Origin of the sequence: Hymenobacter amundsenii (genome assembly GCF_002204745.1) — a bacterium.
GTDB lineage: Bacteria > Bacteroidota > Bacteroidia > Cytophagales > Hymenobacteraceae > Hymenobacter > Hymenobacter amundsenii.
In genome coordinates this window covers 165,156-187,326 of record NZ_NIRR01000003.1, presented here as the reverse complement: position 1 = coordinate 187,326, position 22,171 = coordinate 165,156, and the positions used below count along the sequence as shown (strand labels likewise).

Annotated in this window: 18 protein-coding genes; 11 read left to right on the top strand and 7 right to left on the bottom strand. The window is 60.2% G+C overall.

The genetic code is table 11. From position 1 onward, the window contains the following. Nucleotides 1-13: 13 nt before the first annotated feature. On the bottom strand, nt 14-439 hold the full coding sequence (locus CDA63_RS04005; protein ID WP_088463149.1) for a hypothetical protein: 426 nt from the start codon (nt 437-439) through the stop codon (nt 14-16). Between the two features lie 279 nt (nt 440-718). Here CDA63_RS04005 and CDA63_RS04000 point away from each other — a divergent pair, with 279 nt between their 5' ends. Together CDA63_RS04000 and CDA63_RS03995 are read left to right on the top strand one after the other, a co-directional pair. Further along, complete coding sequence (locus CDA63_RS04000; protein WP_088463148.1) at nt 719-2,359, top strand: amidase; 1,641 nt, start codon at nt 719-721, stop codon at nt 2,357-2,359. Between the two features lie 66 nt (nt 2,360-2,425). Next, a complete protein-coding gene (locus CDA63_RS03995) occupies nt 2,426-3,028 on the top strand; it encodes a Uma2 family endonuclease (RefSeq protein ID WP_088463147.1) in 603 nt (200 codons plus the stop codon). Between the two features lie 218 nt (nt 3,029-3,246). On the opposite strand, the gene CDA63_RS03990 is transcribed toward CDA63_RS03995, so the two are convergent. Then, entirely contained in the window at nt 3,247-3,810 is a 564-nt protein-coding gene (locus CDA63_RS03990; RefSeq protein ID WP_088463146.1) for a hypothetical protein, read from the bottom strand. Between the two features lie 138 nt (nt 3,811-3,948). On the opposite strand from CDA63_RS03990, the gene abc-f reads away from it, so the two are divergent. The 3 genes from abc-f to CDA63_RS03975 all read left to right on the top strand — a co-directional run bounded on the left by abc-f (nt 3,949) and on the right by CDA63_RS03975 (nt 8,267). Then, entirely contained in the window at nt 3,949-5,859 is a 1,911-nt protein-coding gene (gene abc-f / locus CDA63_RS03985) for a ribosomal protection-like ABC-F family protein (protein ID WP_088463145.1), read from the top strand. 449 nt (nt 5,860-6,308) lie between these two features. Next, on the top strand, nt 6,309-7,106 hold the full coding sequence (locus CDA63_RS03980; protein WP_088463144.1) for a bacteriorhodopsin: 798 nt from the start codon (nt 6,309-6,311) through the stop codon (nt 7,104-7,106). Nucleotides 7,107-7,277: 171 nt separating this feature from the next. Then, the gene (locus tag CDA63_RS03975; protein ID WP_088463143.1) at nt 7,278-8,267 is read left to right on the top strand and encodes a Brp/Blh family beta-carotene 15,15'-dioxygenase; all 990 of its coding nucleotides are present in this window, start codon (nt 7,278-7,280) and stop codon (nt 8,265-8,267) included. Between the two features lie 218 nt (nt 8,268-8,485). Here the strand turns inward: CDA63_RS03975 and CDA63_RS03970 are convergent, their stop codons facing one another. Beyond that, nucleotides 8,486-8,965, bottom strand: a complete 480-nt coding sequence (locus CDA63_RS03970; protein ID WP_088463142.1) for a GNAT family N-acetyltransferase — start codon at nt 8,963-8,965, stop codon at nt 8,486-8,488. Between the two features lie 478 nt (nt 8,966-9,443). Here CDA63_RS03970 and katG point away from each other — a divergent pair, with 478 nt between their 5' ends. The 5 genes from katG (at nt 9,444) to CDA63_RS03945 (ending at nt 18,058) form a co-directional block, all read left to right on the top strand. Then, nucleotides 9,444-11,657: a catalase/peroxidase HPI gene (gene katG / locus CDA63_RS03965; protein ID WP_088463177.1), complete on the top strand. Its 2,214-nt coding sequence runs from the start codon at nt 9,444-9,446 to the stop codon at nt 11,655-11,657. 213 nt (nt 11,658-11,870) lie between these two features. Continuing rightward, complete coding sequence (locus tag CDA63_RS03960) at nt 11,871-13,217, top strand: type IX secretion system plug protein (protein ID WP_165768184.1); 1,347 nt, start codon at nt 11,871-11,873, stop codon at nt 13,215-13,217. A 266-nt stretch (nt 13,218-13,483) separates the two neighbouring features. After that, nucleotides 13,484-14,785, top strand: a complete 1,302-nt coding sequence (locus CDA63_RS03955; protein WP_088463140.1) for a cation:proton antiporter — start codon at nt 13,484-13,486, stop codon at nt 14,783-14,785. A 223-nt stretch (nt 14,786-15,008) separates the two neighbouring features. Next, entirely contained in the window at nt 15,009-16,469 is a 1,461-nt protein-coding gene (locus tag CDA63_RS03950) for a M48 family metalloprotease (protein ID WP_088463139.1), read from the top strand. 161 nt (nt 16,470-16,630) lie between these two features. After that, a complete protein-coding gene (locus tag CDA63_RS03945) occupies nt 16,631-18,058 on the top strand; it encodes a M48 family metalloprotease (protein ID WP_088463138.1) in 1,428 nt (475 codons plus the stop codon). Between the two features lie 22 nt (nt 18,059-18,080). Here CDA63_RS03945 and CDA63_RS03940 read toward each other — a convergent pair whose 3' ends face one another. The 4 genes from CDA63_RS03940 to CDA63_RS03925 form a co-directional block, all read right to left on the bottom strand. Then, complete coding sequence (locus CDA63_RS03940; RefSeq protein ID WP_088463137.1) at nt 18,081-18,653, bottom strand: hypothetical protein; 573 nt, start codon at nt 18,651-18,653, stop codon at nt 18,081-18,083. An 85-nt stretch (nt 18,654-18,738) separates the two neighbouring features. Further along, nucleotides 18,739-18,948 carry a zinc ribbon domain-containing protein YjdM gene (locus tag CDA63_RS03935; RefSeq protein WP_088463136.1) on the bottom strand — a complete coding sequence of 70 codons (210 nt, stop codon included), beginning with the start codon at nt 18,946-18,948 and terminating at the stop codon, nt 18,739-18,741. A gap of 172 nt (nt 18,949-19,120) precedes the next feature. After that, nucleotides 19,121-20,218 (bottom strand): redox-regulated ATPase YchF, encoded by a 1,098-nt coding sequence (gene ychF / locus CDA63_RS03930; RefSeq protein WP_088463135.1) that lies wholly within the window; start codon nt 20,216-20,218, stop codon nt 19,121-19,123. Between the two features lie 295 nt (nt 20,219-20,513). After that, entirely contained in the window at nt 20,514-20,879 is a 366-nt protein-coding gene (locus tag CDA63_RS03925; protein ID WP_088463134.1) for a DUF3276 family protein, read from the bottom strand. Between the two features lie 330 nt (nt 20,880-21,209). On the opposite strand from CDA63_RS03925, the gene CDA63_RS03920 reads away from it, so the two are divergent. Beyond that, entirely contained in the window at nt 21,210-22,133 is a 924-nt protein-coding gene (locus tag CDA63_RS03920; RefSeq protein ID WP_088463133.1) for a DUF58 domain-containing protein, read from the top strand. Nucleotides 22,134-22,171 lie beyond the last annotated feature (38 nt).

Below are 22,171 nucleotides of genomic sequence, written 5' to 3'. Positions count from 1 at the left end.
CAAACTTGGTACTCTATTCCCAGCGGCCAGGGCCTAAGGAAGGTAGCCGCTGACGTTGCAGCCAGTCGTGGGCCGTGGCCAGGTCGTCGAAGGTCGCTACAACCGGCTTATCGAGGTACTGCACGAGGGCGTCTGAAGGGCTGCGACCCGGATAGTTGGGGGCGTACACCCAGGCCATGTAGCGCAGCCCCAGCGCGTAAAGCTCCTGCAGCCAGCGCAGTCCCCACTCGGTGAGCTGGGCATTTGGATTCAACACGCCCGAGTTATCGTTCAGGATTTTGCTGGTGGGGTACTGCTGGAAAACGGCCTGAATTTGCCGGCAACACGCGCGCGCAGACTCCTGGTTGTGGCTGCCCTGCCAGCTTACGTACAGCCAGTCGTTGACCGTGTCGTGGCTGATAAGCAGATCCGGCGTTTCCAGAATCAGCCGTAGAAGCATAAGCGGGGAGGAATAAGATAAGTCGTAATAAATCCGGGCAAATCAGTGAGGATACAACGCTGGCATCTGGCATAACCGCAATGCAGATGGGAATATAGTACGCGAACGGCACGGTCCTCGTTTCGGCCGCAGTCCGCCCCTCGAACGACTCGGCTGATCAATTTAGTGTAGCTACACGTGTTACGCAAATTGGAAGGGGTTTTCGTTGCGTACTGAATCGAGGAAAAATTTCGGTCCTCCGGGATTCCGGCCTATCTTGAAGCCTCAACTACTGCCTTTATGAATCGTCGAATCTTTCTGCGCAACAGCTCGCTAACCGGCCTGAGCCTGTCCGTGCTTTCCCTGTCCGCCTGCTCGTCGCCGGCCGAAAAAGCCCCGGCCGCCGAAACCGCCGCTGCCGCCCCGCCCACTGCCGAAACGGCCGACTTCGAGTTGCTGGAAAATACGCTGGCCGAACTGCAGGAGAAGATGCAGCGCGGCACGCTCACCTCCCGGGGCATCACGGAGCTTTACCTCAACCGCATCAAGGCCCTCGACCAGGCCGGCCCGCGGTTGAACTCGGTGCTGCTTACCAACCCCGAGGCCCTCGACCTGGCCCACGCCCTCGACCAGGAGCGGCGGGGCGGCAAAACCCGGGGCCCTTTGCACGGGATTCCGATTCTCCTCAAAGACAACATCGACACCGCCGACCAGCAGCCCACCACCGCCGGCTCGCTGGCCCTGGCCGGCCACCGGGCCAAGCAGGATGCCTTTATTGTGCAGAAGCTGCGTGCCGCCGGAGCCGTGGTGCTGGGCAAAACCAACCTCAGCGAGTGGGCCAACTTCCGCTCCACGCGTAGCACCAGCGGCTGGAGCAGCGTGGGCGGCCAGACCAAGAACCCCTACATCCTCGACCGGACGCCTAGCGGCTCCTCGGCCGGCTCGGGCGCGGCGGCCTCGGCCAACTTCTGCGCCGCCGCCATCGGCACCGAAACCGACGGCTCCATTGTGTCGCCGGCCTCGTGCAGCGGGTTGGTGGGCGTGAAACCCACGGTGGGCCTCTGGAGCCGGGCAGGCATCATCCCCATTTCGGCCACCCAGGACACGGCCGGCCCTATGGCCCGCTCGGTCCACGACGCGGCCCTGCTGCTGGCGGCCCTGGCTGGCCCCGACCCCCGCGACCCGGCCACCAAAGCCGGCGAGGGCAAGGCGTCGGATGACTATACCACCTTCCTGAAGCCCGACGCGCTGAAGGGCAAGCGCCTGGGTGTGGAGAAAGGCCACCTGAAAGGCGCTTCCGAAGCCGTGCCGCTGCTGCTGGCAGCTCTGGAAGTGCTCAAAGCCCAGGGCGCGACCATCGTGGAGGTGGAAGTCGAAAAGCTCACCGACCCGCTGGGCCAGGCCGAGTACGATGTACTGCTCTACGAGTTCAAAGACGGCGTGAACCAGTACTTAGCGGGCACCGATGCGTCGGTCAAGACCCTGGCCGATGTCATCCAGTTCAACATCGAGCACAAGGACAAGGCCATGCCTTTCTTCCAGCAGGAAATTCTGGAAGCCTCCCAAAAGCTTGGCGACCTGAAAACGCCGGCCTACCTGAAAGCCCTGAAAAAGTCGCAGGGCGGGGCCCGCGCTGCCCTCAACGGCGTGCTGCAAAAGAACAACCTCGACGGCATTGTAGCCATCACCAACGCCCCCGCCCGCTGCATCGACCTGATCAACGGCGACTCGGGCGGCGGTCCAGGCTTCTCGTCGCCAGCAGCTATGGCGGGTTACCCCCACGTAACCGTGCCCATGGGCCAGGCCTACGGCCTGCCGGTGGGCCTCTCGTTCGTGGGCGGCCCCTGGCAGGAAGGGCCGTTGCTGGGCCTGGCCTACGCCTACGAGCAGGCCTCGAAAAAGCGCGCCGCCCCCGAGTTCAAAGGGCCATTCGTGGGGTAGGGGAGTCACGCGAAGCATTGCAGGCGGGCTTCGTATCTTGCCTGTCCGCACCCCTTAATCTTCGCTATGCCGCCCATCACTGAAATTTCCCAGCTCGACCTGACCCGGCGCTATACGTACGCCGACTACCTCACCTGGCAGCTCACCGAGTGGGTGGAACTGCTAAAGGGCCGGGTGCGCCTGATGAGCCCGGCCCCCAAGCGGCGGCACCAGGATATTTCGCGTAACGTCAGTACGCCCATTGCCGGGTACCTGCGCGGCCAGTCGTGCAAAACCTACGCGGCCCCCTTCGACGTGCGCCTGAGCCGGGCAACGCCCAACGGCGACGCCAGCATCGAAACGGTGGTCCAGCCCGATATCTGCGTGGTTTGCGACCCGGCCAAGCTCGATGAGCGCGGCTGCCTCGGGGCGCCCGATTGGATTATCGAAATCGTGAGCCCCGGCAACGTGGCCCGCGACACTCGCGACAAGCTGGAACTCTACCAGGAAGCCGGCGTACGCGAATACTGGATTGTGCTGCCCGAGCAGCAGAACGTGCTGGTGTACCTGCTCGACGACGCCACCGCCCGCTACGAACTGCGCGGCGAGTTTCACACGCCCGGCCCCATTCCGGTGGCCACGCTGCCGGAACTGGTGATGGAGTGGGCCGAGGTGTTTGAGGGGGTGTGAGAATGCGTATTCGGGTGTTTTCATGTTGAGCGGAACTGAAGTATCGTTACCGCTTAGTCCGCAGCATTCAACGAAGCGGTAACGATACTTCAGTTCCGCTCAACATGACGGCCGTTTCTCTGATTCGCCTTGTTTAGGAACAGGCCTGAAGTCTAGCGCATTGCTTCAAACACGTTGAAAACCCCACCTTTCAGCTACGCATTCGAAAATGTTATCCTTCATTTGCTGAATTCGAGCTTGTACCGCAGAAATTGATTTAGCATGTCTTTAAAGCTGACACGGTTCACGGATTTATACCCATCTGATTTGGAGATGTAAGTCACTTTAAATTCCCTATTACCGCTTTCCAGCTTGGTAATATCAGTGTGAGCACTTGTTGCCGTGCTGTCGGCAAATTTCACGCTGCTGGTCTGATAGTCGAAATTGCCATCCTTATAAATGCCTACATAGTCGACGGTTTCCTGCGGTCGGGTCAGAATGGCCGTTATGACGAAGGCATTGACGGTGTCGTTAAGGTGGTATGATTTTTCTTTCAGCGAATACACCCGGTCAATTCGCCCGTTTGCGTAGCGCGCTAGCTCCGTTTCCACGCCTCGTGAAATGTAATACGGCACATACAGTACATCTGGCTTGAGAGGTTTGGCCGTGGAGTCTAACTGTTGATTCAACGTGAAGATGCTCATCCGGGAAGGAAGAGGTATTTGCGTCTTCTTGTATGTAGTGGGCTCACGCTCGCAAGCCAGCAGGGCCAACAAACCGGTAATCGGCAGAAAGTATTTCATAGTTGAATGACGTCGGCGTGCCAGAGAATTGGCATGGATATAAGAAGTAATTGGCCAAAGTTAACTGGAGGCAGCAATAAGCATCCCTCCCCACAAACCCGTACCTTTGCGGCCTCATAGCTCCTGCATAGATAGTAGATGATTTCCATTTCCGACCTCGATTTCCATTTTGGCTCCCGCGCCCTCTACGACAAGGCCAGCCTGCACATCAAGCCTAAGGACAAAATTGGACTGATTGGGCTCAACGGCAAGGGCAAATCCACGCTGCTGCGCATTCTGGTGGGCGAGTACAAGCCCGATGGCGGCTCCATCTCGATGAGCAAGGACGTGAGCCTGGGATTTCTGAACCAGGATTTGCTGAGCTACGACTCGCATGAGTCCATCCTGATGGTGGCTATGCAAGCCTTCGGCGAGGCGCTGGATATTCAGAAGAAGATTGACGAAATCCTGCTGGAGTTTGAGAACAACTACTCCGACGATTTGGTGGAGAAGCTGGCCGATGCGCAGGAGCGCTTCGAGCTGCTGGGCGGCTACACCATGCAGGCCCGCACCGAAGAAATCCTGGAGGGCCTGGGCTTTACTACCGAGGAGCTTCAGCGGCCGCTGAAGCTGTTTTCGGGTGGCTGGCGGATGCGGGTGATGCTGGCCAAAATCCTGCTTCAGCAACCCTCGCTGCTGCTGCTAGACGAGCCCACCAACCACCTGGATCTGCCCAGCATCAAGTGGATTGAGAACTACCTGGCCGGCTACGAGGGTGCCGTGATTATCGTGAGCCACGACCGCGAATTCCTCGACCGCACCACCAACACCACCGTGGAGGTGGCCGGCGGCAAGCTGGTGCCCTACGCCGGCAACTACAGCTACTACCTCGAAGAGAAGGAGGAGCGCAACGCCATTCAGAAGGGCGCGTTCGAAAACCAGCAGGCCCAGATAAAGCAGGCTGAGCGGTTTATCGAGCGTTTCAAGGCCAAAGCCAGCAAGGCCAAGCAGGCCCAGAGCCGCGTGAAAGCCCTCGACAAGCTGGAGCGCGTGGAGGACGTGGCCAGCGCCGATGCCAAGGTGAACATGAAGTTCAACTTCACGGTGAATCCCGGCCGCCACATCCTGCGCATGGAGCACGTGGGCAAGAAGTACGGCGAGAAAATCATCTTCCGCGACACCACCGTGCACATCGAGCGGGGCGACAAAATCGCGCTTATCGGGGCCAACGGCAAGGGTAAATCCACGCTCATGCGGCTGGTGGCGGGCCAGGAAGCGCCCACCAACGGCAACCACCAGCTAGGCCACAACGTCATTATGTCGTTCTACGCCCAGCACCAGCTCGAAAGCCTGCGCATCGAGAACGAGATTCTGCAGGAGATGATTGAGGCCGGCTCGAAGCGCAACGAAATGGAGCTGCGCTCGGTGCTGGGCTCGTTCCTGTTCACGGGCGAGGAGGTGTACAAGAAAATCAAGGTTCTGAGCGGCGGCGAGAAAAGCCGGGTGGCGCTGGCCAAAACCCTGATTTCGGAGGCCAATTTCCTGCTGCTCGACGAACCGACCAACCACCTCGACATGCAGTCGGTCAACATCCTGATCCAAGCCCTGGAACAGTACGAGGGCACTTACATCGTCATCAGCCACGACCGGTTTTTCGTGGAGAACGTGGCCAACAAAATCTGGTTTATCGAGGACTACCAGCTCAAGGAGTACCCCGGCACCTACGCCGAGTACGAGCAGTGGCAGGAAGACCGTGAGCGGGACGCCAAGAAAGCCGGCCTTCCTTCTCCTTCGGCCAACAAGCCGCTGCCCAAAGAGGAGCCCAAAGCCGACCTCACGCCCGCCAAAACCCCGTCGCCCGACCAGAAGAAAGCCCTCAAGGAACTGGCCGAAGTAGAAAAGAAAATTGACGAGCGCGAAAAGGAGCTGGCCGAATACGAAAGACAGTTGGCCGACCCCAAAATTTACGATAACGCCGCCCAGCTCAAGGATGCCACGCTCAAATTCGAACAGGTAAAAAAGGAGTTGGCCCAGCTCAACGACCGTTGGGAAATGCTGGCCGAAGTATAACCGCCAGCCGCCTAAAATCGAAAGCCTCTCCCGAAGCATAGTGCTTCGGGGGAGGCTTTTGCGTTGGGCATATCTCACTGTTCAGCTGCTGCTTTAGTTTAAGCCGACTACGAGACTGCCATCTGTCTGACAGTGTTTCAAGTGCCGACAGAGGCCTTTGCTGCCAAGCAACTACTATTTTTTATTGTATCCGCTACGGCCCCGGCAATGCTACGCCTGGGCATTGCTTGTTACCTGCTCACTCTCAATAAGTACGCTTCTGATGTGGTAAAGGCCTTTTTGAATCTGTTTTCACTTGAAGCAAAAGCGGCCCAGGAAGCCAAACATTTCAGGATAAGGGGTAAACGATGCATATATCTGCAAAAATATTTTATCAAATATTCGAAAGTCTTGTTTAACTATGCAGGAGTAAAAATTAAACAATTCCCACCTTTCAAACCCCTATTCCCATGGCAAATCCTCTCTTTCTGGCCGAAATGCTCGACATTAAGGTTGACGACCCCATTGCCTTTACCTTCTTCACTGGCTACATGGCCATGCTGGCGGCCTCTGTGTTCTTCTTCGCCGAGCGGAGCGCGGTGGAGGGTAAGTGGAAACTGTCTTTGCTGGTGTCGGCCCTGATTACGGGCATCGCCGCCGTGCACTACTACTACATGCGCGACTACTACCTGGCCACGCAGCAAACCCCCACCGCCCTGCGCTACATCGACTGGACGCTGACCGTACCGCTGATGTGCGTCGAGTTCTACCTGCTCACCAAAGCGGCCGGCGCTAAAATCGGCCTGCTATGGAAGCTGATTGCCGCCTCGGTGCTGATGCTGGTGGCCGGCTACATCGGTGAGGCTTTCTCCGATGGTTCGACCTTCCACTCGGTACTGTGGGGCAGCATCTCCACAATTGGCTATGTATACATTCTGTACACGGCCTGGTATGGCGAAGTCGCTCAGCTGGCGCGCTCCACGGGCGATGCAATTGTTATCAAGGGCATTCGGGCCCTGGGCTGGTTCGTGCTGGTAGGCTGGGCCATTTACCCCATCGGCTACATGTGCATGAAGGGCGGCTGGCTGAACACGGGCCTGGGCTGGGAGGCATCGAGCGTCGACCTGTTCTACAATATTGCCGACGTGATCAATAAAATCGGTTTTGGCCTGGTAATCTACGGTATTGCCGTGTCGGGCAAGAGCGCTGCTGCCGTGAACGAAACCATGCCCACGGCCCCGACCAGAGCTACTACGGTGCCCGCCTGATTTTGGCCCGGGGTTGATTACAAGCCCGTTCCATAGGGGCTATATGTCCCGACTGGTTCACCCGTTCCCGCCCTCCACCAGCATGATGCAGGGGGGCGGGAATGCCTTTTTGGGAATTCGGCTACCCCGAATCATTCCAGCCGTTTACCTGGAAATACTTTCCCTAGCAACATGACTCCATCAACCTCTGCTGCGGCCACGTTGGGCCCCGACCGGCGCTACTCCTACGCGGCGGTGCTGGGCGCGGTAGCCGTGGGCCTGCTCGCTCCCGGGGTTGCCACCTGGCTGCTGGCGCCGGTGCTACTGGGCGGCATGGTGGTGCTGGGTGTGGCCCACGGCGCCTGCGACCAGTTTGTGGTGCCGGCCACGCACCCAACGCTGGTCCGGAGCCGAAGCCGCTACTGGGCGGGCTTTCTGGTGGGCTACCTGGGGTTGGCGGCTGCCGTGGGTTTGTTGTGGTGGTGGCAGCCGGCGGCGGCGGTAGCCCTATTTTTTGGGCTTACGGCCTGGCACTGGGGCTCGGGCGATGCCCCGACGCAGGCCCGCCACCGCAGCCAGTGGCTGGCCCATAGCCTGCTGCGGGGCACGCTGCTGTTTGCCGTGCCTCTCTGGCATTGGCCCACCGAAACCCTGGATATTGTGCGGGGGCTGCTGGCGCTGGCCGGGGCCGCTAACCTGCCCACCACGCCCGGCCTCTTGGGTATTGGCTTGCTGCCCGCGGTGTTGGCGGGGCTGCTGCTGCTGTGGCTGAGCTACTACTGGCAGCAGCAGGGGCAGTTGGCCCGCACCGACGCGCTGGAAACCGGACTGCTGCTGGTGTTACTAGTGGTGCTGCCGCCAGTGCTGGCGGCGGGCGTATACTTCGTTTTCTGGCACAGCCTGCAGCATGTGCTGCGCATGAACCAACTGATGGACCGCAACCCAACTGCCCCCCGGCGCAGCCTGTGGGCCGAAATCCGCTTCTTTTTGCGCCGCTCGGCTCCGCTGCTACTCATCAGCCTGGCAGGACTGGTGGTGGTGTTTGGCTTGGCCTGGACACGGACGGCCAGCGGACCGGTGCTGGTGAGCCTGGCGCTGCTGGCCGCTTCCGTCGTCACGCTCCCGCACGCCTTACTCGTTACGCTGGGCATGGATGCAGCGCAATGGAAGTCCCGGCACTAGGCCCGGGTTGGCAACCTCAACCGGACGAGTACGCTTGGTAACAGCACAGCCTTTAGGTGTACCGTTTGCGAAACTGCCATAACGACCGGTGGCAAATGCTGGCCGGATTATAGCCGCCCCGCCCCTTGAAATCGAAAGCCTCTCCCGAAGCGTAGTTCGGGAGAGGCTTTTTGGTTCATCAGTGTTCCTGATTTTGCCTCTAGCACTTTGGTTTGTGGCTAGGCAAGCAGGTAAATGTATTCCGCGATTTTCGCTTGCCGGGCATTGGAAAAACCTTCATCCTGGCCGATTCTGAGGAAGTTGCATTTCTCCAGCACCTTTTGCGAGGCGTGGTTGTCAAAGGCCACCCGGCCACGCAGGGGTCTGGTCTGGTCCAGCTTTAGAAATTCGGCCAAGGCAGTTTGGGCAATGCCCTGACCCCAGAATTTTCGGTCTATCCAGTAGGTGATTTCTGCATCGGTTTCGATGATAAACTTGGCAATGCTGCCCACGATGGTGTTGTCCGCCCTTATCGTGCGCATATGAATGGTCGGCTCGGTTAGAAACCTGCCGTACTTCTCCAGATAAGCGGTTTTGTTACCTGGGTTATCAGGGGTAAAGGCGGCCAGATAGTTCGCTTCCTCGTCAAGCTGGAATTGAAAAAGCGTATTTAAATCGTCGGCGGTAGTTGGGGTCAGCGTAATATTATAAGTGGCCATTGTGGTGGAGGTATAGCAGCATTGTGAATGGTGGGCCCGATGTGATGTAACAACCCACTGGTTGGCGTTTCGATGTTGAACGGATGCCAGCTACCGGCAAGATAAGCAAGGGTAGAGTGTAAAACATTGATTACGTACATCTTAGATTCACTGCTCACAAAATGGCTGTGCAGGGGTTAAATAGTTTGGGCAGCGCTTGGGAGTAGCTGGCAGCGTGCGGCCCACTGGCTTCAACTGCGGCCAGCGCAACCGTAGAATTTTAGCTTCTCAGATGAGAATAATTCTTATCTAGAAAGCATTGCCTACCTTTGCAACCGGCAACAAATAGCAGCGGCAGCGGCTTCTTAAGCTACTGCGGCACCGGGCTGAAACCGGCCGCAACGCCGACCCGACCACCGACTTTCAACTTATCAACCTCATCACTATGGCTCACGAGCAAGAGGGGCGCGCCCCCGAAAACAACACCACCGAGTACTTCATGAACGACACGTCCGTGGCGAAATGCCCCTTCGCGGGCGGCTCGACCACGCAGGCGGCCGGTGGCGGTACGCGTAACCGCGACTGGTGGCCCAACCAGTTGCGCCTGAATATCCTGCGCCAGCAGTCGAACCTCTCCAACCCCATGGGCGAGGACTTCAACTACGCCGAGGAATTCAAGAAGCTCGATCTGGCAGCTGTGAAGCAGGATTTGTTCGAGCTGATGACCACTTCCCAAGACTGGTGGCCCGCCGACTACGGCCACTACGGTCCGTTCTTTATCCGGATGGCCTGGCACAGCGCCGGTACCTACCGCATCGCCGATGGCCGCGGTGGCGCTGGCTCGGGCATGCAGCGCTTCGCCCCGCTCAACAGCTGGCCCGACAACGCCAACCTCGACAAGGCCCGCCTGCTGCTCTGGCCCGTGAAGCAGAAGTACGGCCCCCAGATTTCCTGGGCCGACCTCATGATTCTAGCCGGTAACTGCGCCCTCGAATCGATGGGCCTGAAGCCTTTCGGCTTCGCCGGGGGCCGCGCCGACGTGTGGGAGCCACTGGACGAAATCTACTGGGGCTCGGAGCGCGAGTGGCTGGGTGGCGACAAGCGCTACAGCGGCGACCGGCAGCTGGAAAACCCGCTGGCCGCCGTGCAGATGGGCCTTATTTACGTGAACCCCGAGGGCCCCAACGGCAACCCCGACCCGCTGGGCTCGGCCCGCGACATCCGCGAAACCTTCGGCCGCATGGCCATGAACGACGAGGAAACCGTGGCCCTGATTGCCGGCGGCCACACGTTCGGCAAAACTCACGGCGCCGCCGACCCCGCCAAGTACATCGAGCACGAGCCCGCCGCCGCCGGTATTGCCGAGCAGAGCAAGGGCTGGTTGAACTCGTTTGGCAAGGGCCATTCCGAAGATACCATCACCAGCGGCCTCGAAGGCGCCTGGACTTCTACGCCCGCCCAGTGGAGCAACGACTACTTCAAGTACCTGTTCGAATATGAGTGGGAGTTGACCACTAGCCCCGCCGGGGCCAAGCAGTGGAAGCCTAAGGGCAACGCCGGCGAAGGCCTGATTCCCGATGCCCACGACCCGGCCAAGCGGCACGCCCCGTTCATGCTGACCACGGACATCGCCCTGCGCGAAGACCCGATTTACGAGAAGATTTCGCGTCGCTTTCACGAGAATCCTGAAGAGTTTGCCGACGCCTTCAGCCGCGCCTGGTTCAAGCTCACCCACCGCGACATGGGCCCCATCGAGCGTTACCTCGGCCCCGAGGTGCCCGCCGAGCAACTGCTCTGGCAGGACCCGGTGCCCACCGCCGACTACGAGCAGATTGACGAGGCCGACGTGGCCAAGCTCAAAGGCATGCTGCTGGCCTCGGCCGTGTCGGTGCCCCAGCTCGTGCGTACGGCCTGGGCTTCGGCCTCCACGTTCCGCGGTTCCGACAAGCGCGGTGGGGCCAACGGTGCCCGCCTGCGCCTGGCCCCCCAGAAGTACTGGGAAGCCAACAACGCCGCCGAGCTGAGCACCGTGCTCGACACGCTGGAAAGCATCCAGAAAGAGTTCAACGAGGGCCAGACCGGCGGTAAGCGCGTGTCGCTGGCCGACCTGATTGTGCTCGGCGGCAACGCCGGCATCGAGGAGGCCGCCCGCCAGGCCGGCCACCAGGGCGTGCAGGTGCCCTTCCGTGCCGGCCGCACCGACGCCACGGCCGAGCAAACCGACGTAGAGGCCTTCGCCCCCCTGGAGCCCCACGCCGACGGTTTCCGCAACTACCTCAAGCTGGGCCACGAGGCCTCGCCCGAAGCCATGCTCATCGACCGGGCCCAGCTCCTGACGCTGACTGCTCCCGAAATGACCGTGCTCTTCGGCGGCCTGCGCGCCCTCGATACCAACTTCGACTCCTCCCAGAACGGTGTGTTTACCGACCGCCCCGGCCAGCTCACGAACGATTACTTCGTGAACCTGCTCGACATGGGCACGACCTGGAAAGCCACCAGCAAGGAAGACCAGCTTTTCGAAGGCCGCGACCGGAAAACCAACACCGTCAAGTGGACCGGCACCCGCGTTGACCTGATCTTCGGCTCGAACTCGGAGCTGCGCGCCATTGCCGAAGTCTACGGCACCAGCCACGCCGAACCCAAGTTCGTGCGCGACTTCGTAGCCGTCTGGGCCAAAGTGATGGACCTGGACCGCTTCGATTTGCACCGGTAAAACGCTTGCGTTTTAGATTGAAAAAGGGTGGCTCGGTAACGGGCCACCCTTTTTTGTTGAAGCCAGAACGATTGTAGCGGTAAGCTCCAGCTTCGCGTACTGTTGCTCCCGACCTCACCACACGACCTCGTTCAACGATACGCGAAGCTGGAGCTTCGCGCTACGGCCATGCAACACCGCTCAGAACCATCCTTTCGCATTACATTCGCAACTATGCGTCTATTCCCGATTATAAGCTTCCTGCTGCTGGCCGCTGGCTGCGTGCCGCTGGGTACGCCCATCACCGACCCCAATGCCGCCCGCCGGGTGCCCACGACTGGGCAGACCGGCACTGAGTACTACGCCGATAAAAAGCTGCGTTACGAGGACTACATCTATGACCCCAACGTGCGGACGGTGCTCTGCTACGTGCCCACGGGCCAGCTCGGGCAGGTGTTCAATCCGCCGGTGGTGCCGCTGGGCCAGGGCCAGTCGCCGGTGCTGGAGTTCGATGTGCTGGGCGGGGCGGGGCAGCGGCTCACGGCCAAGCTCATCCACTGCGACCTGAACTGGCAGCCCTCGATTTTGACGGACATGCAGTTTCTGAGTGAAATCAACGAGCAGCTCATTACCAACTACCGGCCCTCGGTGAGCACCAAAGTGCCCTACCAGCACTACCAGGTGCAGATGCCGCGGGTGAAGCTCTCGGGCAACTACCTGTGGGTGGTGCAGGGCGCGGGCGGCACCCCGCTGCTTAGCCGCCGGGTGTTGGTGTTCGAGGAAGGCGCGGTGCAGATTGCCATGAAGCAGGGCATTCCGGTGGCGGGGCAGGAACGCTACATTTTGCAGCAGGTCGATTTTACCATCCGCTACAACATGGCCCTCGTGAACCCGGCCCAGGAGGTCAAGGTGGTGCTGCGCCAGAACTTCCGCTGGGACAACGCCCACTACAACTTGCGGCCCACCTTCGTGCGCGACGCCGAGCAGCAGCTCGACTACCAGTACTTCAACTTCGAAAACGCCTTTCCCGGTTTCAGCGAGTTCCGGTTTGTAGATTTGCGCACGTTCCGCTCGGCGGGCATAGGGGTGGCTAAAATTGATGCCCAGGCCACGCCCCGGGCCGCGCTGCTCCAGCCCGAAACCTCCCGCGCCGACCAGCGCTACACCCAGTACGACGACATCAACGGCCAGCGCCTGATTGAAAGCCGTGAGTTCGTCGGCGACCCGGGCACCAACCCCGACTACCTCGACGTTACGTTCCAGCTCCGCTCGCCAGTGCCCGCACCCGGCCCGGTCTACGTTATCGGGGCCCTCTCGGACTGGCAGCTGCGCGACGAGTTCAAGCTGACCTACGACGCAGCCAACCAGGTGTATCTGGGCCACGCGCTGCTCAAGCAGGGGTACTATAACTACTACTACGCCACCCAAACGCCCACCGGGGCCAACAGCCTGCCTTGGGAGGGCAGCCACCAGGAAACCGAAAACCAGTATGATCTGCTGGTGTACTACCGCCCGCCCGGCACCCGCACCGACCTACTCATCGGCTACCAGCGCCTAGACGTGAACAGCCGCCGGCCGTAGGGGCGGGGCTTCGCTTCGCTGTCCTGCGGTTGCCCCCGCCCGCCATTCAACGACACCGATAGAACGAGGTAGGAGCGGGGTTTCGCTGTCCTGCGGTTGCCCCCGCCCGCCATTCAACGATTAGCGTCAAACAAAAGCCGCCTGAGTTGTTCTAGCAGTTCCCGTTTGCTGGCGGGTGGGGGCAACCGCAGGACAGCGAAGCGAAGCCCCGCCCTATGTCGGGCTGGTTTCCCCCAACCAGCCCCTCCACCAACCCAACCTGTTGCATGTACAATATTATTCTCGTCGTGCTGGGCGTATCAATTCTGGGGGTGGCCTGGCTGCCGTCGTTGCTCAGGAAATACGCGCTTTCGTACCCAATTTTTTTCGTGGGCCTGGGCCTGCTGCTGTTCAGCCTGCCGCTGGGCCTGCCCGACCCCGATCCGGTGGAGTTCTCCTCGTTCGCCATCCACCTCACCGAAATCTGCGTGACGGTGGCCCTGACCGGGACCGGCCTCAAGATTGACCGGCGGTTTTCGCTCAAGGCCTGGCGGATTCCGCTGGTGCTGGTGCTGGGCCTGATGCTGGTGACCATCGGTGGGTTCGTGAGCGTGGCTTGGGGCCTGTTCGGGATGATGCCCGCCGCGGCCGTGCTGCTGGCCGCTACGCTGGCCCCCACCGACCCAGTGCTGGCCGGCGACGTGCAGGTGGGCGAACCCGGCGAAGGGCGCGAAGACAACGTGCGCTTCGCCCTCACCGGCGAGGCCGGTCTCAACGACGGCCTCGCCTTTCCGTTCGTGTACCTGGCGCTGGCGCTGCTGCCCATCGCCCAGGAAAGCCTGGGTGAGCGGCTCTGGCACTGGACCTGGATGGACGTGGGCTACCGCACGGCCATGGGCGTGCTGGGCGGCTGGCTGGCGGGCCGGGGGCTTTCGTACTTGATTTTCGATTTGCCCCACCGTATCCGTATCAAGCCCAGCGCCTACGGGTTCGTGGCGCTGGCCGTTACGCTCACGGCCTACGGCCTCACCGAGCTGGTGCACGGCTACGGGTTTCTGGCCGTGTTCGTGGCCGCCACCACCCTGCGCCGCCACGAGCGCAGCCACGAGCACCAGAACGAGATGCACGATTTCACCGACCAACTGGAGCGCCTGCTGATTGTGGTGATTCTGATTTTGTTCGGCGGGGCAATTTCCTGGGGGCTGTTCGAGCACCTGAGCTGGACCGGGGTGGCGCTGGGGCTGTTTCTGGTGCTGGTGTTGCGGCCGTTGGGCGGGATGCTCACGCTGCTGGGCAGCCGGCTGGCGTGGCAGGAACGGCTGGTCATCTCGTTTTTCGGTATCCGGGGCATCGGCTCGTTTTTCTACCTGGCCTTCGCCCTTGATGCCCGCCACTTCCCCGACGGCCGCGGGCTCTGGGCCACCACTGGCTTCACGGTGCTCGTGTCCATCATTATGCACGGCGTGCTGGCCACGCCCGTCATGAACTGGCTCGACTGCCAGCAGGGCCGCCCCACAGCCGAGGAGGAGGATGAGCAGGAGCAGGCCGAAGAGCCGGAAACCGAAGCGCCAGCGGGCCAGTCGGCATAGGGTAGTTGCGCGGTTGCAGCGCGAACCGAAGGACAGCGAAGCTCCCGCTTCGCGTATCATTGAACGAGGTCGTGTGCCCGTCAGCAACGATACGCAAAGCGGGAGCTTTGCTGTCCTTCGGTTCGCGCTATGATCCTGTTACGGAGGATGTTAGCAACGGTGGCCAACGCCGGGGGGCGGATTTGCGTTGGAAGAGGTATCCTCTCACCCTGATCCTATTCCCATGACCCAACGTTTTCTCCCCGCGCTGCTGAGCGCCTCGCTGCTGCTGGCCGGCTGCGCCACCAACCCCGTTACGGGCAAGAAAGAAGTGATGCTCGTGTCGGAAGGGCAGGAGCTGGCTATGGGCAAGGAGTCGGACCCGGCCGTGGTGGCCCAGTTCGGCCTCTACCAGGACCAGAAGCTCCAGCAATACATCAACACGATGGGCGACCGGATGGGCGCTATTTCGCACCGACCCGAGCTGAATTACCAGTTCCGCATCGTCGATTCGCCCGTGATTAATGCCTTTGCCGTGCCGGGCGGCTACGTGTACTTTACGCGCGGCATTATGGCCAATTTCAACAACGAAGCCCAATTCGCGGGCGTGCTGGGCCACGAAATCGGCCACGTCACGGCCCGGCACTCGGCCAAGCAGCAAACTACCGCCATCCTGAGCCAGGTGGGCCTGATGGGGGCCATGATTGCCTCGCCCCGGCTGGCCCAGTTCGGCGAGCAGGCCATGCAGGGGTTGCAGCTGCTCACGCTCAAATTCAGCCGCGACGACGAAAACCAGGCCGATGAGTTGGGGGTGGAGTACTCGACCAAAATCGGCTACAACGCCGCCGAAATGGCCGATTTCTTCCGCACCCTGGAACGCGAGCAGCAGCAGGCGGGCGGCCAGGCCATCCCCGACTTCCTCAGCACCCACCCCAACCCCGCCGACCGCTACACGCATGTCAACCAGCTGGCGGCCCAGTGGAAGCAGAAGCCCGGCACGCCCCAGACACTCGAAGTCAACCGCGACAAGTACCTGCGCCTGATCGACGGCATCACTTACGGAGCCGACCCGCGCCAGGGCTTCGTGGAAAACAACGCTTTTTATCATCCCGAGCTGAAGTTCCAGTTCCCGATTCCGCAGGGCTGGAAGTCGCAGAACTCGCCCCAGCAGTTCCAGATGGCCGACCCCGCCGGCAAGGCCCTGATGATGCTCACGCTGGCCCCCGGCAACTCGCCCCAGGAGGCCGCCCAGGCCGTGGCCAAGCAGCTCAACCTGCAGGTAGCCGAATCGCGCCAGCTGACGGTGAACGGTTTCCCGGCCCTGGCCTTCGTGGGCACCCAGGTGCAGCAGGATCCCCAAACGGGCCAGCAGGTGGCCGGTGTGCAGGTGCTAACCTACCTGATTCAGGACGGCAAAACGATTTACGCGCTCCTCGGGGCCTCTTCTCCCCAGGACTTCGCGGCCTATGTGCCCGTGTTCACCCGCACCATGGAAGGCTTCCAGCGCCTCACCGATGCCAGCAAACTCAACCGCCAGCCTGAGCACGTGCGCATCCGGACCGCCAAAGCCGGGCAGACGCTGGCCCAGAACTTGGCCGCTAACGGCATACCCGAAAAGCGCTATGAGGAAATGGCCATCCTCAACGGCATGGAGCTCAGCGACAAACTCGGACGCGGGATGCTGTTTAAAGTAGTGGGCAAGTAGAAGTGGCGGGGTATTTGGTTTCCAATGCCGGAATGCCCGGCGGCGCATGGCGCTGCCGGGCGTTTTTTTGCCTGGCAACTCATTGCTCAACCCGCTATCGTAACCTTTCTACGGTCGAGGTGCGTTGAGAGCCTGTTCCCACTTCTTTGTTCCCGCTGCCCATGAAGACTCCCTATTCCTCTGCCTCCCTGCGCCGTGCGGCCCTGCTGCTGCTGCTGCCGCTGGCCGGCTCCACCGCGTTCCGTACGCCGCCGCCGGCCAAGGAGCCCGACCCACAGGTAATTGCCCAATTTGGGCTGCTCAACAACCCGGCCCTCCAGAAATTTATCGACCAGAAGGGCCAGCAGATGGCTGCTGTGTCTAGCCGTGCCGATTTTGGTTACCAGTTTACCATCGTCGATTCGCCGGTGATTAACGCCTTTGCCGCCCCCGATGGCAACGTATACTTCACGCGCGGCATCATGGCCAATTTCAACGATGAGGCGCAGTTTGCGGGCGTACTGGGCCACGAGTTAGGCCATATTACGGCCAAGCACGGCGAAAAGCAGCAGACCCGCTCCACGCTGGCCAGCGGGGCGCTGCTGCTGGGCTCCATCTTCTCGAAGCGGGTGGCCTCGTTGGCCCAGCCGCTTTCCCAGGGCGTGGGGCTGGTGTTCCTTAAGTACGGCCGCGACGATGAGCGTGAGGCCGATGAGTTGGGCGTGGCCTATTCGAGCAAGATCGGGTACGATGCCTCCCACATGGCCGACTTCTTCCTGACCCTCCAGCGCGAGGAGCAGGCCAGCGGCGCGGGCGGCACGCCCACCTTCCTGAGTAGCCACCCCAACTCGGCCGACCGCTACAGCACCGTGAAGCAGCTGGCCGCCAAGGCCAAACAGCAGCAGGGCGGCCGCGCCCTCACCGTGAACCGCAACGGCTACCTGCGCATGCTCGAGGGCCTGCCCTACGGCGACGACCCGCGCCAGGGCTTCGTGGAAAGCGGCGTGTTCTACCACCCCGAGCTGAAATTCCAGTTTCCGGTGCCCCAGGGCTGGCAGCACCAGAACTCGCCCCAGCAGTTCCAGATGGCCGAGCCCAACGGCAAAGCCGTCCAGATTCTTACCCTGGCTCCCGGCAACTCGGCCCAGGAAGCTGCCCAGGCCCTGGCCAAGGAACTCAACCTGAACTCGCCCCAGGCCACTAGCACGACCGTCAACGGCCTGCCCGCCGTGGTGGTGCAGGGCGACCAGGTGGGCCAGGACCAGCAGGGCCGCCAGGGCGTGCAGGCCAGCACGCTCTCCTACATCATCCAGGACGGCAAAACGCTCTACGCCCTCATCGGCCTCTGCGGCCCCGGCACCCTCAACAGCTACGGCCCCGCCTTCCAGCGCACCGCCCAGGGCTTCCGCCGCCTCACCGATGCCAACAAGCTCAACCGCCAGTCGGAGAAAATCCGCATCCGCACCGCCAAAGCCGGCCAGACGCTGGCCCAGGCCCTGGCCGCCAACGGCGTGTCCTCCAAGCGCTACGAGGAGCTGGCCATCCTCAACGGCATGAAAACCACCGACAAACTCAGCGCTGGCACACTGTTTAAAGTAGTGGGGAAGTAAACTTGCCAAGGATATGTAAAAGCTAGGCTTCGAATTTTTCGAGGCCTAGCTTTTTTATGCAGAGTTGAATACTCATTGGATCAAATAGTATCCAAACATCATCCCCCATTGGAAGCCTGGGAATAAAGTTTTCTTCTAGATAGAAATTAGCCACTCCAACTACCACGTTGTCGAAATACAATAAAATGAGGTGGGGTTCATTGAAGTAATAATTAGATTGAACAAAAAGGCCGTGCGAATCATGTGTATCAATTTGATTCGTAGCGTATCCATATATTTCGTAGCGAGAAAAACTCGCACCAATGTAGTGCTGCCAAAATGCTGGATTTGCCGAATATCTTTCAGCATGGACACAAAAAGACTTATTTGACACGCTGAGGCTATATTGATGCCATCCGTCAATATTTGCCCACGAAATAAATATGGTCTGATTATCGTCGAAAAGTAGTTCTATCTGATGTGCAACTATATCTACTCCTTTGCCATTGGTAGTTAGAAATTTCTGGTCGAACACATCATGATAAAAGCAGGCTTGCAAATTTTTCCCCAGCACTTGTGCCAACGGCGCGTGAAAATAGGATTCTAGGTTATCCATATTTATGAATGAAATCAAAAGCGCCCCGTCCGAACAATTCGGGCGGGGCGCTTAAGGTACGGCGGGGGCGGCAGAAACTGCGGCGTTAGGCTTTCTTCAGGAACTCGGTTTTGAGCACCATCGTGCTGCCGCCGGCCCGGCCTTCGATTTCGGCGGGGCTGTTGGTGAGGCGGATGTTTTTGACCACTGTGCCGCGCTTGAGCGTGAGCGAGGAGCCCTTCACTTTCAGGTCCTTGATGAGCGTCACCGAGTCGCCTTCCGCTAGCAGGTTGCCGTTGCTGTCCTTTACGTGCATGAGGAGTGCGGTTTGAGGAGAGTGGAAGTAAAAGAGAACGTCATGCTGAGCGGAGTCGAAGCATCTCTACCGCTTCGTTGCCCTGCTATGCAGCCGACAAGATTACCTACTGCGGTAGAGATGCTTGACTCCGCTCCGCTGCGCTCAGCATGACACGTTCAGGTTTACTGCCTTACACGTTGAAGCGGAAGTGCATGATGTCGCCGTCCTGCACCACATATTCCTTGCCTTCGACGGCCATTTTACCGGCTTCCTTGATTTTGGCTTCGGTCTTATACTGTTGGTAGTCGGGCAGCTTGATAACTTCGGCGCGGATGAATCCCTTCTCGAAATCGGAGTGGATGACGCCGGCGGCGGCGGGGGCTTTGTCGCCCCGGTGCACTGTCCAGGCGCGTACTTCCTGTACGCCGGCCGTGAAGTAGGTAATCAGGTTGAGCAGCGAGTAGGAGGCGCGGATCAGGCGGTTCAGGCCCGATTCGGTGAGGCCGTACTCGCCCAGGAACATCTCCTTCTCCTCGGGGTCCTCCATCTCGGCAATCTGCGACTCGATGGCGGCCGACACGAGCACCACTTCGGCGCCTTCCTGGGCCACATGGGCTTGTAGGGCTGCCACGTGGGCGTTGCCGTTCTGGATGCTGCCTTCGTCCACGTTGGCCACGTAAATCACGGGCTTGATGGTGAGCAGCTGCAAATCGGCCACTGCTTCCAGGTCCTCGGGCGTTACCTCCAGGGCGCGGGCGTTCTGGCCGCCTTCGAGGGCATCCTTGAAGCGCTGGAGCACCACTACTTCCTTCTTGGCCGCCGCGTCGCCGCTCTTGGCCGAGCGCTCCGACTTGGCGAGCTTCTTATCGATGCTCTCCAGGTCCTTAATCTGCAGCTCGGTGTCAATCACGTCCTTATCGAACACCGGATCGACCCCGCCGGCCACGTGCACGATGTTCTCGTCGTCGAAGCAGCGCACCACGTGGATGATGGCATCGACCTCGCGGATATTGGCCAGGAATTTATTGCCCAGCCCTTCGCCCTTGCTGGCGCCCTTCACGAGGCCGGCAATGTCCACGAACTCGATGATGGTGGGCAGCACCCGCTTGGGGTTCACGAGCTCTTCCAGAATCTGCAGCCGCTCGTCGGGCACCGTAATCACGCCCACGTTGGGCTCGATGGTGCAGAACGGGTAGTTGGCCGATTCGGCTTTGGCGTTGGAAAGGGCGTTGAAAAGCGTGGATTTGCCGACGTTCGGCAGGCCGACGATACCGCAGCGGAGACCCATAAGAGGAGATGGTAAGTTGAAGAAATAAGGAATCAGGCTATCGGCCTAGTTCAGGGGGCAAAGGTACGGGGCTTTTTTGGGGAAAGCATGGTACCCGCAAGGATGTAGCGCGAAGCTCCGGCTTCGCGGATCGTGGCGAACGGCTAAGCCGGGTGGTGCCCTGGGGCGCCCGGCGCAAGCCCAAGCCATTTCGCTTAAACGCAACACGCGCACCAGCTATAAAAGCTAGGTGCGCCGTGAGGCAGGCAGTTGCCAGAAAGAGTAATGTAAAGTTTGTTTCGCTAGGCAGGGGCAGTTAGTAGGCAGAATCGGTGGCGGGGGCGGGCGGAATGTTGTAGCCACCGTCGCGCTGGTCACGGTCGTCGTAGGCGGGGCGGGGACGGTCGAGCTCGGCCACTTCATCGGGCGTCAGCAACTCCTCGCGCACATATTCCACAGCGTCCTGCAGGGCATCCACAAACTTGAGGAAGTCCTCTTTGTAAAGGAAAATCTTGTGCTTCTCGTAAGAGAACGTGTCGTCGTCGCGTAGGCGGCGTTTGCTTTCCGTAATAGTGAGGTAATAATCTTGCCCGCGGGTGGCTTTTACATCGAAAAAGTAGGTGCGCTTACCGGCTTTGATGCGTTGGGAGTAGATTTCTTCCTGGTCGTGACGGTCTTCCACTGGCCTAGTTGCTAAAATTTGGTTATTCCAAGATGATTGAAGTTGCATGCAAAATACGGAGTTAGGGTAACATTGGAAAGTTTTAGAGTGCTATTTTTCCTATTTCGGGATAATAACATATAAATAAGAAAAAGAAGCAACTTTTAAGCCTCACCGCTGAGGAAGCCGACAGTGTCTATTATGGTATAAAAGCAAGATTATATAGTTTAGCTAACGTATAGTGATTGTATGGGTCAACTGGTTTGGTAAGCGGGCTTACTAGACTTCTGCCGGGGCCGTCCGCCCGATTCCGTTGTATCTTGCCGTAGTTCCGCCCGCCGCTCTTCCTCTATGGCCCAACCCCTCGATCTTGCCGCCGTCAGTTCTTTCGGGAACCTGGAGTTTCTGGCCCGCCAACTGGTGGAGGGCTTCATTACGGGCCTGCACCAGTCGCCCTACCACGGCTTCTCGGTCGAGTTCTCGGAGCACCGCCTCTACAACCCCGGCGAAAGCACCCGCCACCTCGACTGGAAGGTGTTTGCCCGCACCGACAAGCTGTTCGTGAAGCGCTACGAGGAGGAAACCAACCTGCGCTGCCACCTGCTGCTCGACGTGAGCCCGAGCATGTACTACCCAGCTCCGGGCCACGATAAGCTGCGGTTTTCGGTGCTCTGTGCGGCCGCCCTCACTACGCTGCTCCAAAAGCAGCGCGACGCGGTAGGCCTCGTTACGTTCGCCAACGCAGTGGAGCTGCAAACGCCGGTGCGCTCCACCAGTACCCACCGCCACACGCTGTTGCTCACGCTGCAACAGCTGCTGGAGCGCCCCGCCCCGGTGGGGCAGGCGGGCACCAACGTGGCGGCCGTTATCCATGCCATTGCCCAGCAAATTCCGAAACGCTCGTTGGTGGTGCTGTTTTCCGACATGCTGGGCCGCGCCCCCGACGAGCAGGCCGAAACCCTGGCCGCCCTCCAGCACCTGCGCCACCAACACCATGAGGTGCTGCTGTTCCACGTAATGGACCGCGCCACCGAGGCCGATTTCAACTTCCCCGACCGCCCGTATTTGTTCGAGGACCTCGAAACCGGCCAGACTCTCAAGCTCCAGCCCAACCAAGTGCGCGAGCAGTACCAGGCCGCCATGCGCCGCTACGAGCACGACCTGGCCCTGCGCTGCGGCCAGTACAAAATCGACTTCGTGCCGGTTGATATCCGGGAGCCGTTCAATAAAGTGCTGTACGCTTACCTGGTAAAGCGCGGCAAGATGCGGGGGTAATTCCCGGCATATTGTTCCTCTTTGTATCGCCTTACTAC

What these genes read in the sequence shown, in the direction of transcription:
- CDA63_RS03970 (WP_088463142.1), bottom strand. Translation starts at nt 8,965, where the DNA reads ATGGCCACTTATAATATTACGCTGACCCCAACTACCGCCGACGATTTA.
- abc-f (WP_088463145.1), top strand. Translation starts at nt 3,949, where the DNA reads ATGATTTCCATTTCCGACCTCGATTTCCATTTTGGCTCCCGCGCCCTC.
- CDA63_RS03980 (WP_088463144.1), top strand. Translation starts at nt 6,309, where the DNA reads ATGGCAAATCCTCTCTTTCTGGCCGAAATGCTCGACATTAAGGTTGAC.
- CDA63_RS04005 (WP_088463149.1), bottom strand. Translation starts at nt 439, where the DNA reads ATGCTTCTACGGCTGATTCTGGAAACGCCGGATCTGCTTATCAGCCAC.
- CDA63_RS03940 (WP_088463137.1), bottom strand. Translation starts at nt 18,653, where the DNA reads ATGGATAACCTAGAATCCTATTTTCACGCGCCGTTGGCACAAGTGCTG.
- ychF (WP_088463135.1), bottom strand. Translation starts at nt 20,218, where the DNA reads ATGGGTCTCCGCTGCGGTATCGTCGGCCTGCCGAACGTCGGCAAATCC.
- CDA63_RS03950 (WP_088463139.1), top strand. Translation starts at nt 15,009, where the DNA reads ATGACCCAACGTTTTCTCCCCGCGCTGCTGAGCGCCTCGCTGCTGCTG.
- CDA63_RS03945 (WP_088463138.1), top strand. Translation starts at nt 16,631, where the DNA reads ATGAAGACTCCCTATTCCTCTGCCTCCCTGCGCCGTGCGGCCCTGCTG.
- CDA63_RS03975 (WP_088463143.1), top strand. Translation starts at nt 7,278, where the DNA reads ATGACTCCATCAACCTCTGCTGCGGCCACGTTGGGCCCCGACCGGCGC.
- CDA63_RS03935 (WP_088463136.1), bottom strand. Translation starts at nt 18,948, where the DNA reads ATGCACGTAAAGGACAGCAACGGCAACCTGCTAGCGGAAGGCGACTCG.
- CDA63_RS03920 (WP_088463133.1), top strand. Translation starts at nt 21,210, where the DNA reads ATGGCCCAACCCCTCGATCTTGCCGCCGTCAGTTCTTTCGGGAACCTG.
- CDA63_RS03990 (WP_088463146.1), bottom strand. Translation starts at nt 3,810, where the DNA reads ATGAAATACTTTCTGCCGATTACCGGTTTGTTGGCCCTGCTGGCTTGC.
- CDA63_RS03960 (WP_165768184.1), top strand. Translation starts at nt 11,871, where the DNA reads ATGCGTCTATTCCCGATTATAAGCTTCCTGCTGCTGGCCGCTGGCTGC.
- CDA63_RS03955 (WP_088463140.1), top strand. Translation starts at nt 13,484, where the DNA reads ATGTACAATATTATTCTCGTCGTGCTGGGCGTATCAATTCTGGGGGTG.
- CDA63_RS03995 (WP_088463147.1), top strand. Translation starts at nt 2,426, where the DNA reads ATGCCGCCCATCACTGAAATTTCCCAGCTCGACCTGACCCGGCGCTAT.
- CDA63_RS04000 (WP_088463148.1), top strand. Translation starts at nt 719, where the DNA reads ATGAATCGTCGAATCTTTCTGCGCAACAGCTCGCTAACCGGCCTGAGC.
- katG (WP_088463177.1), top strand. Translation starts at nt 9,444, where the DNA reads ATGAACGACACGTCCGTGGCGAAATGCCCCTTCGCGGGCGGCTCGACC.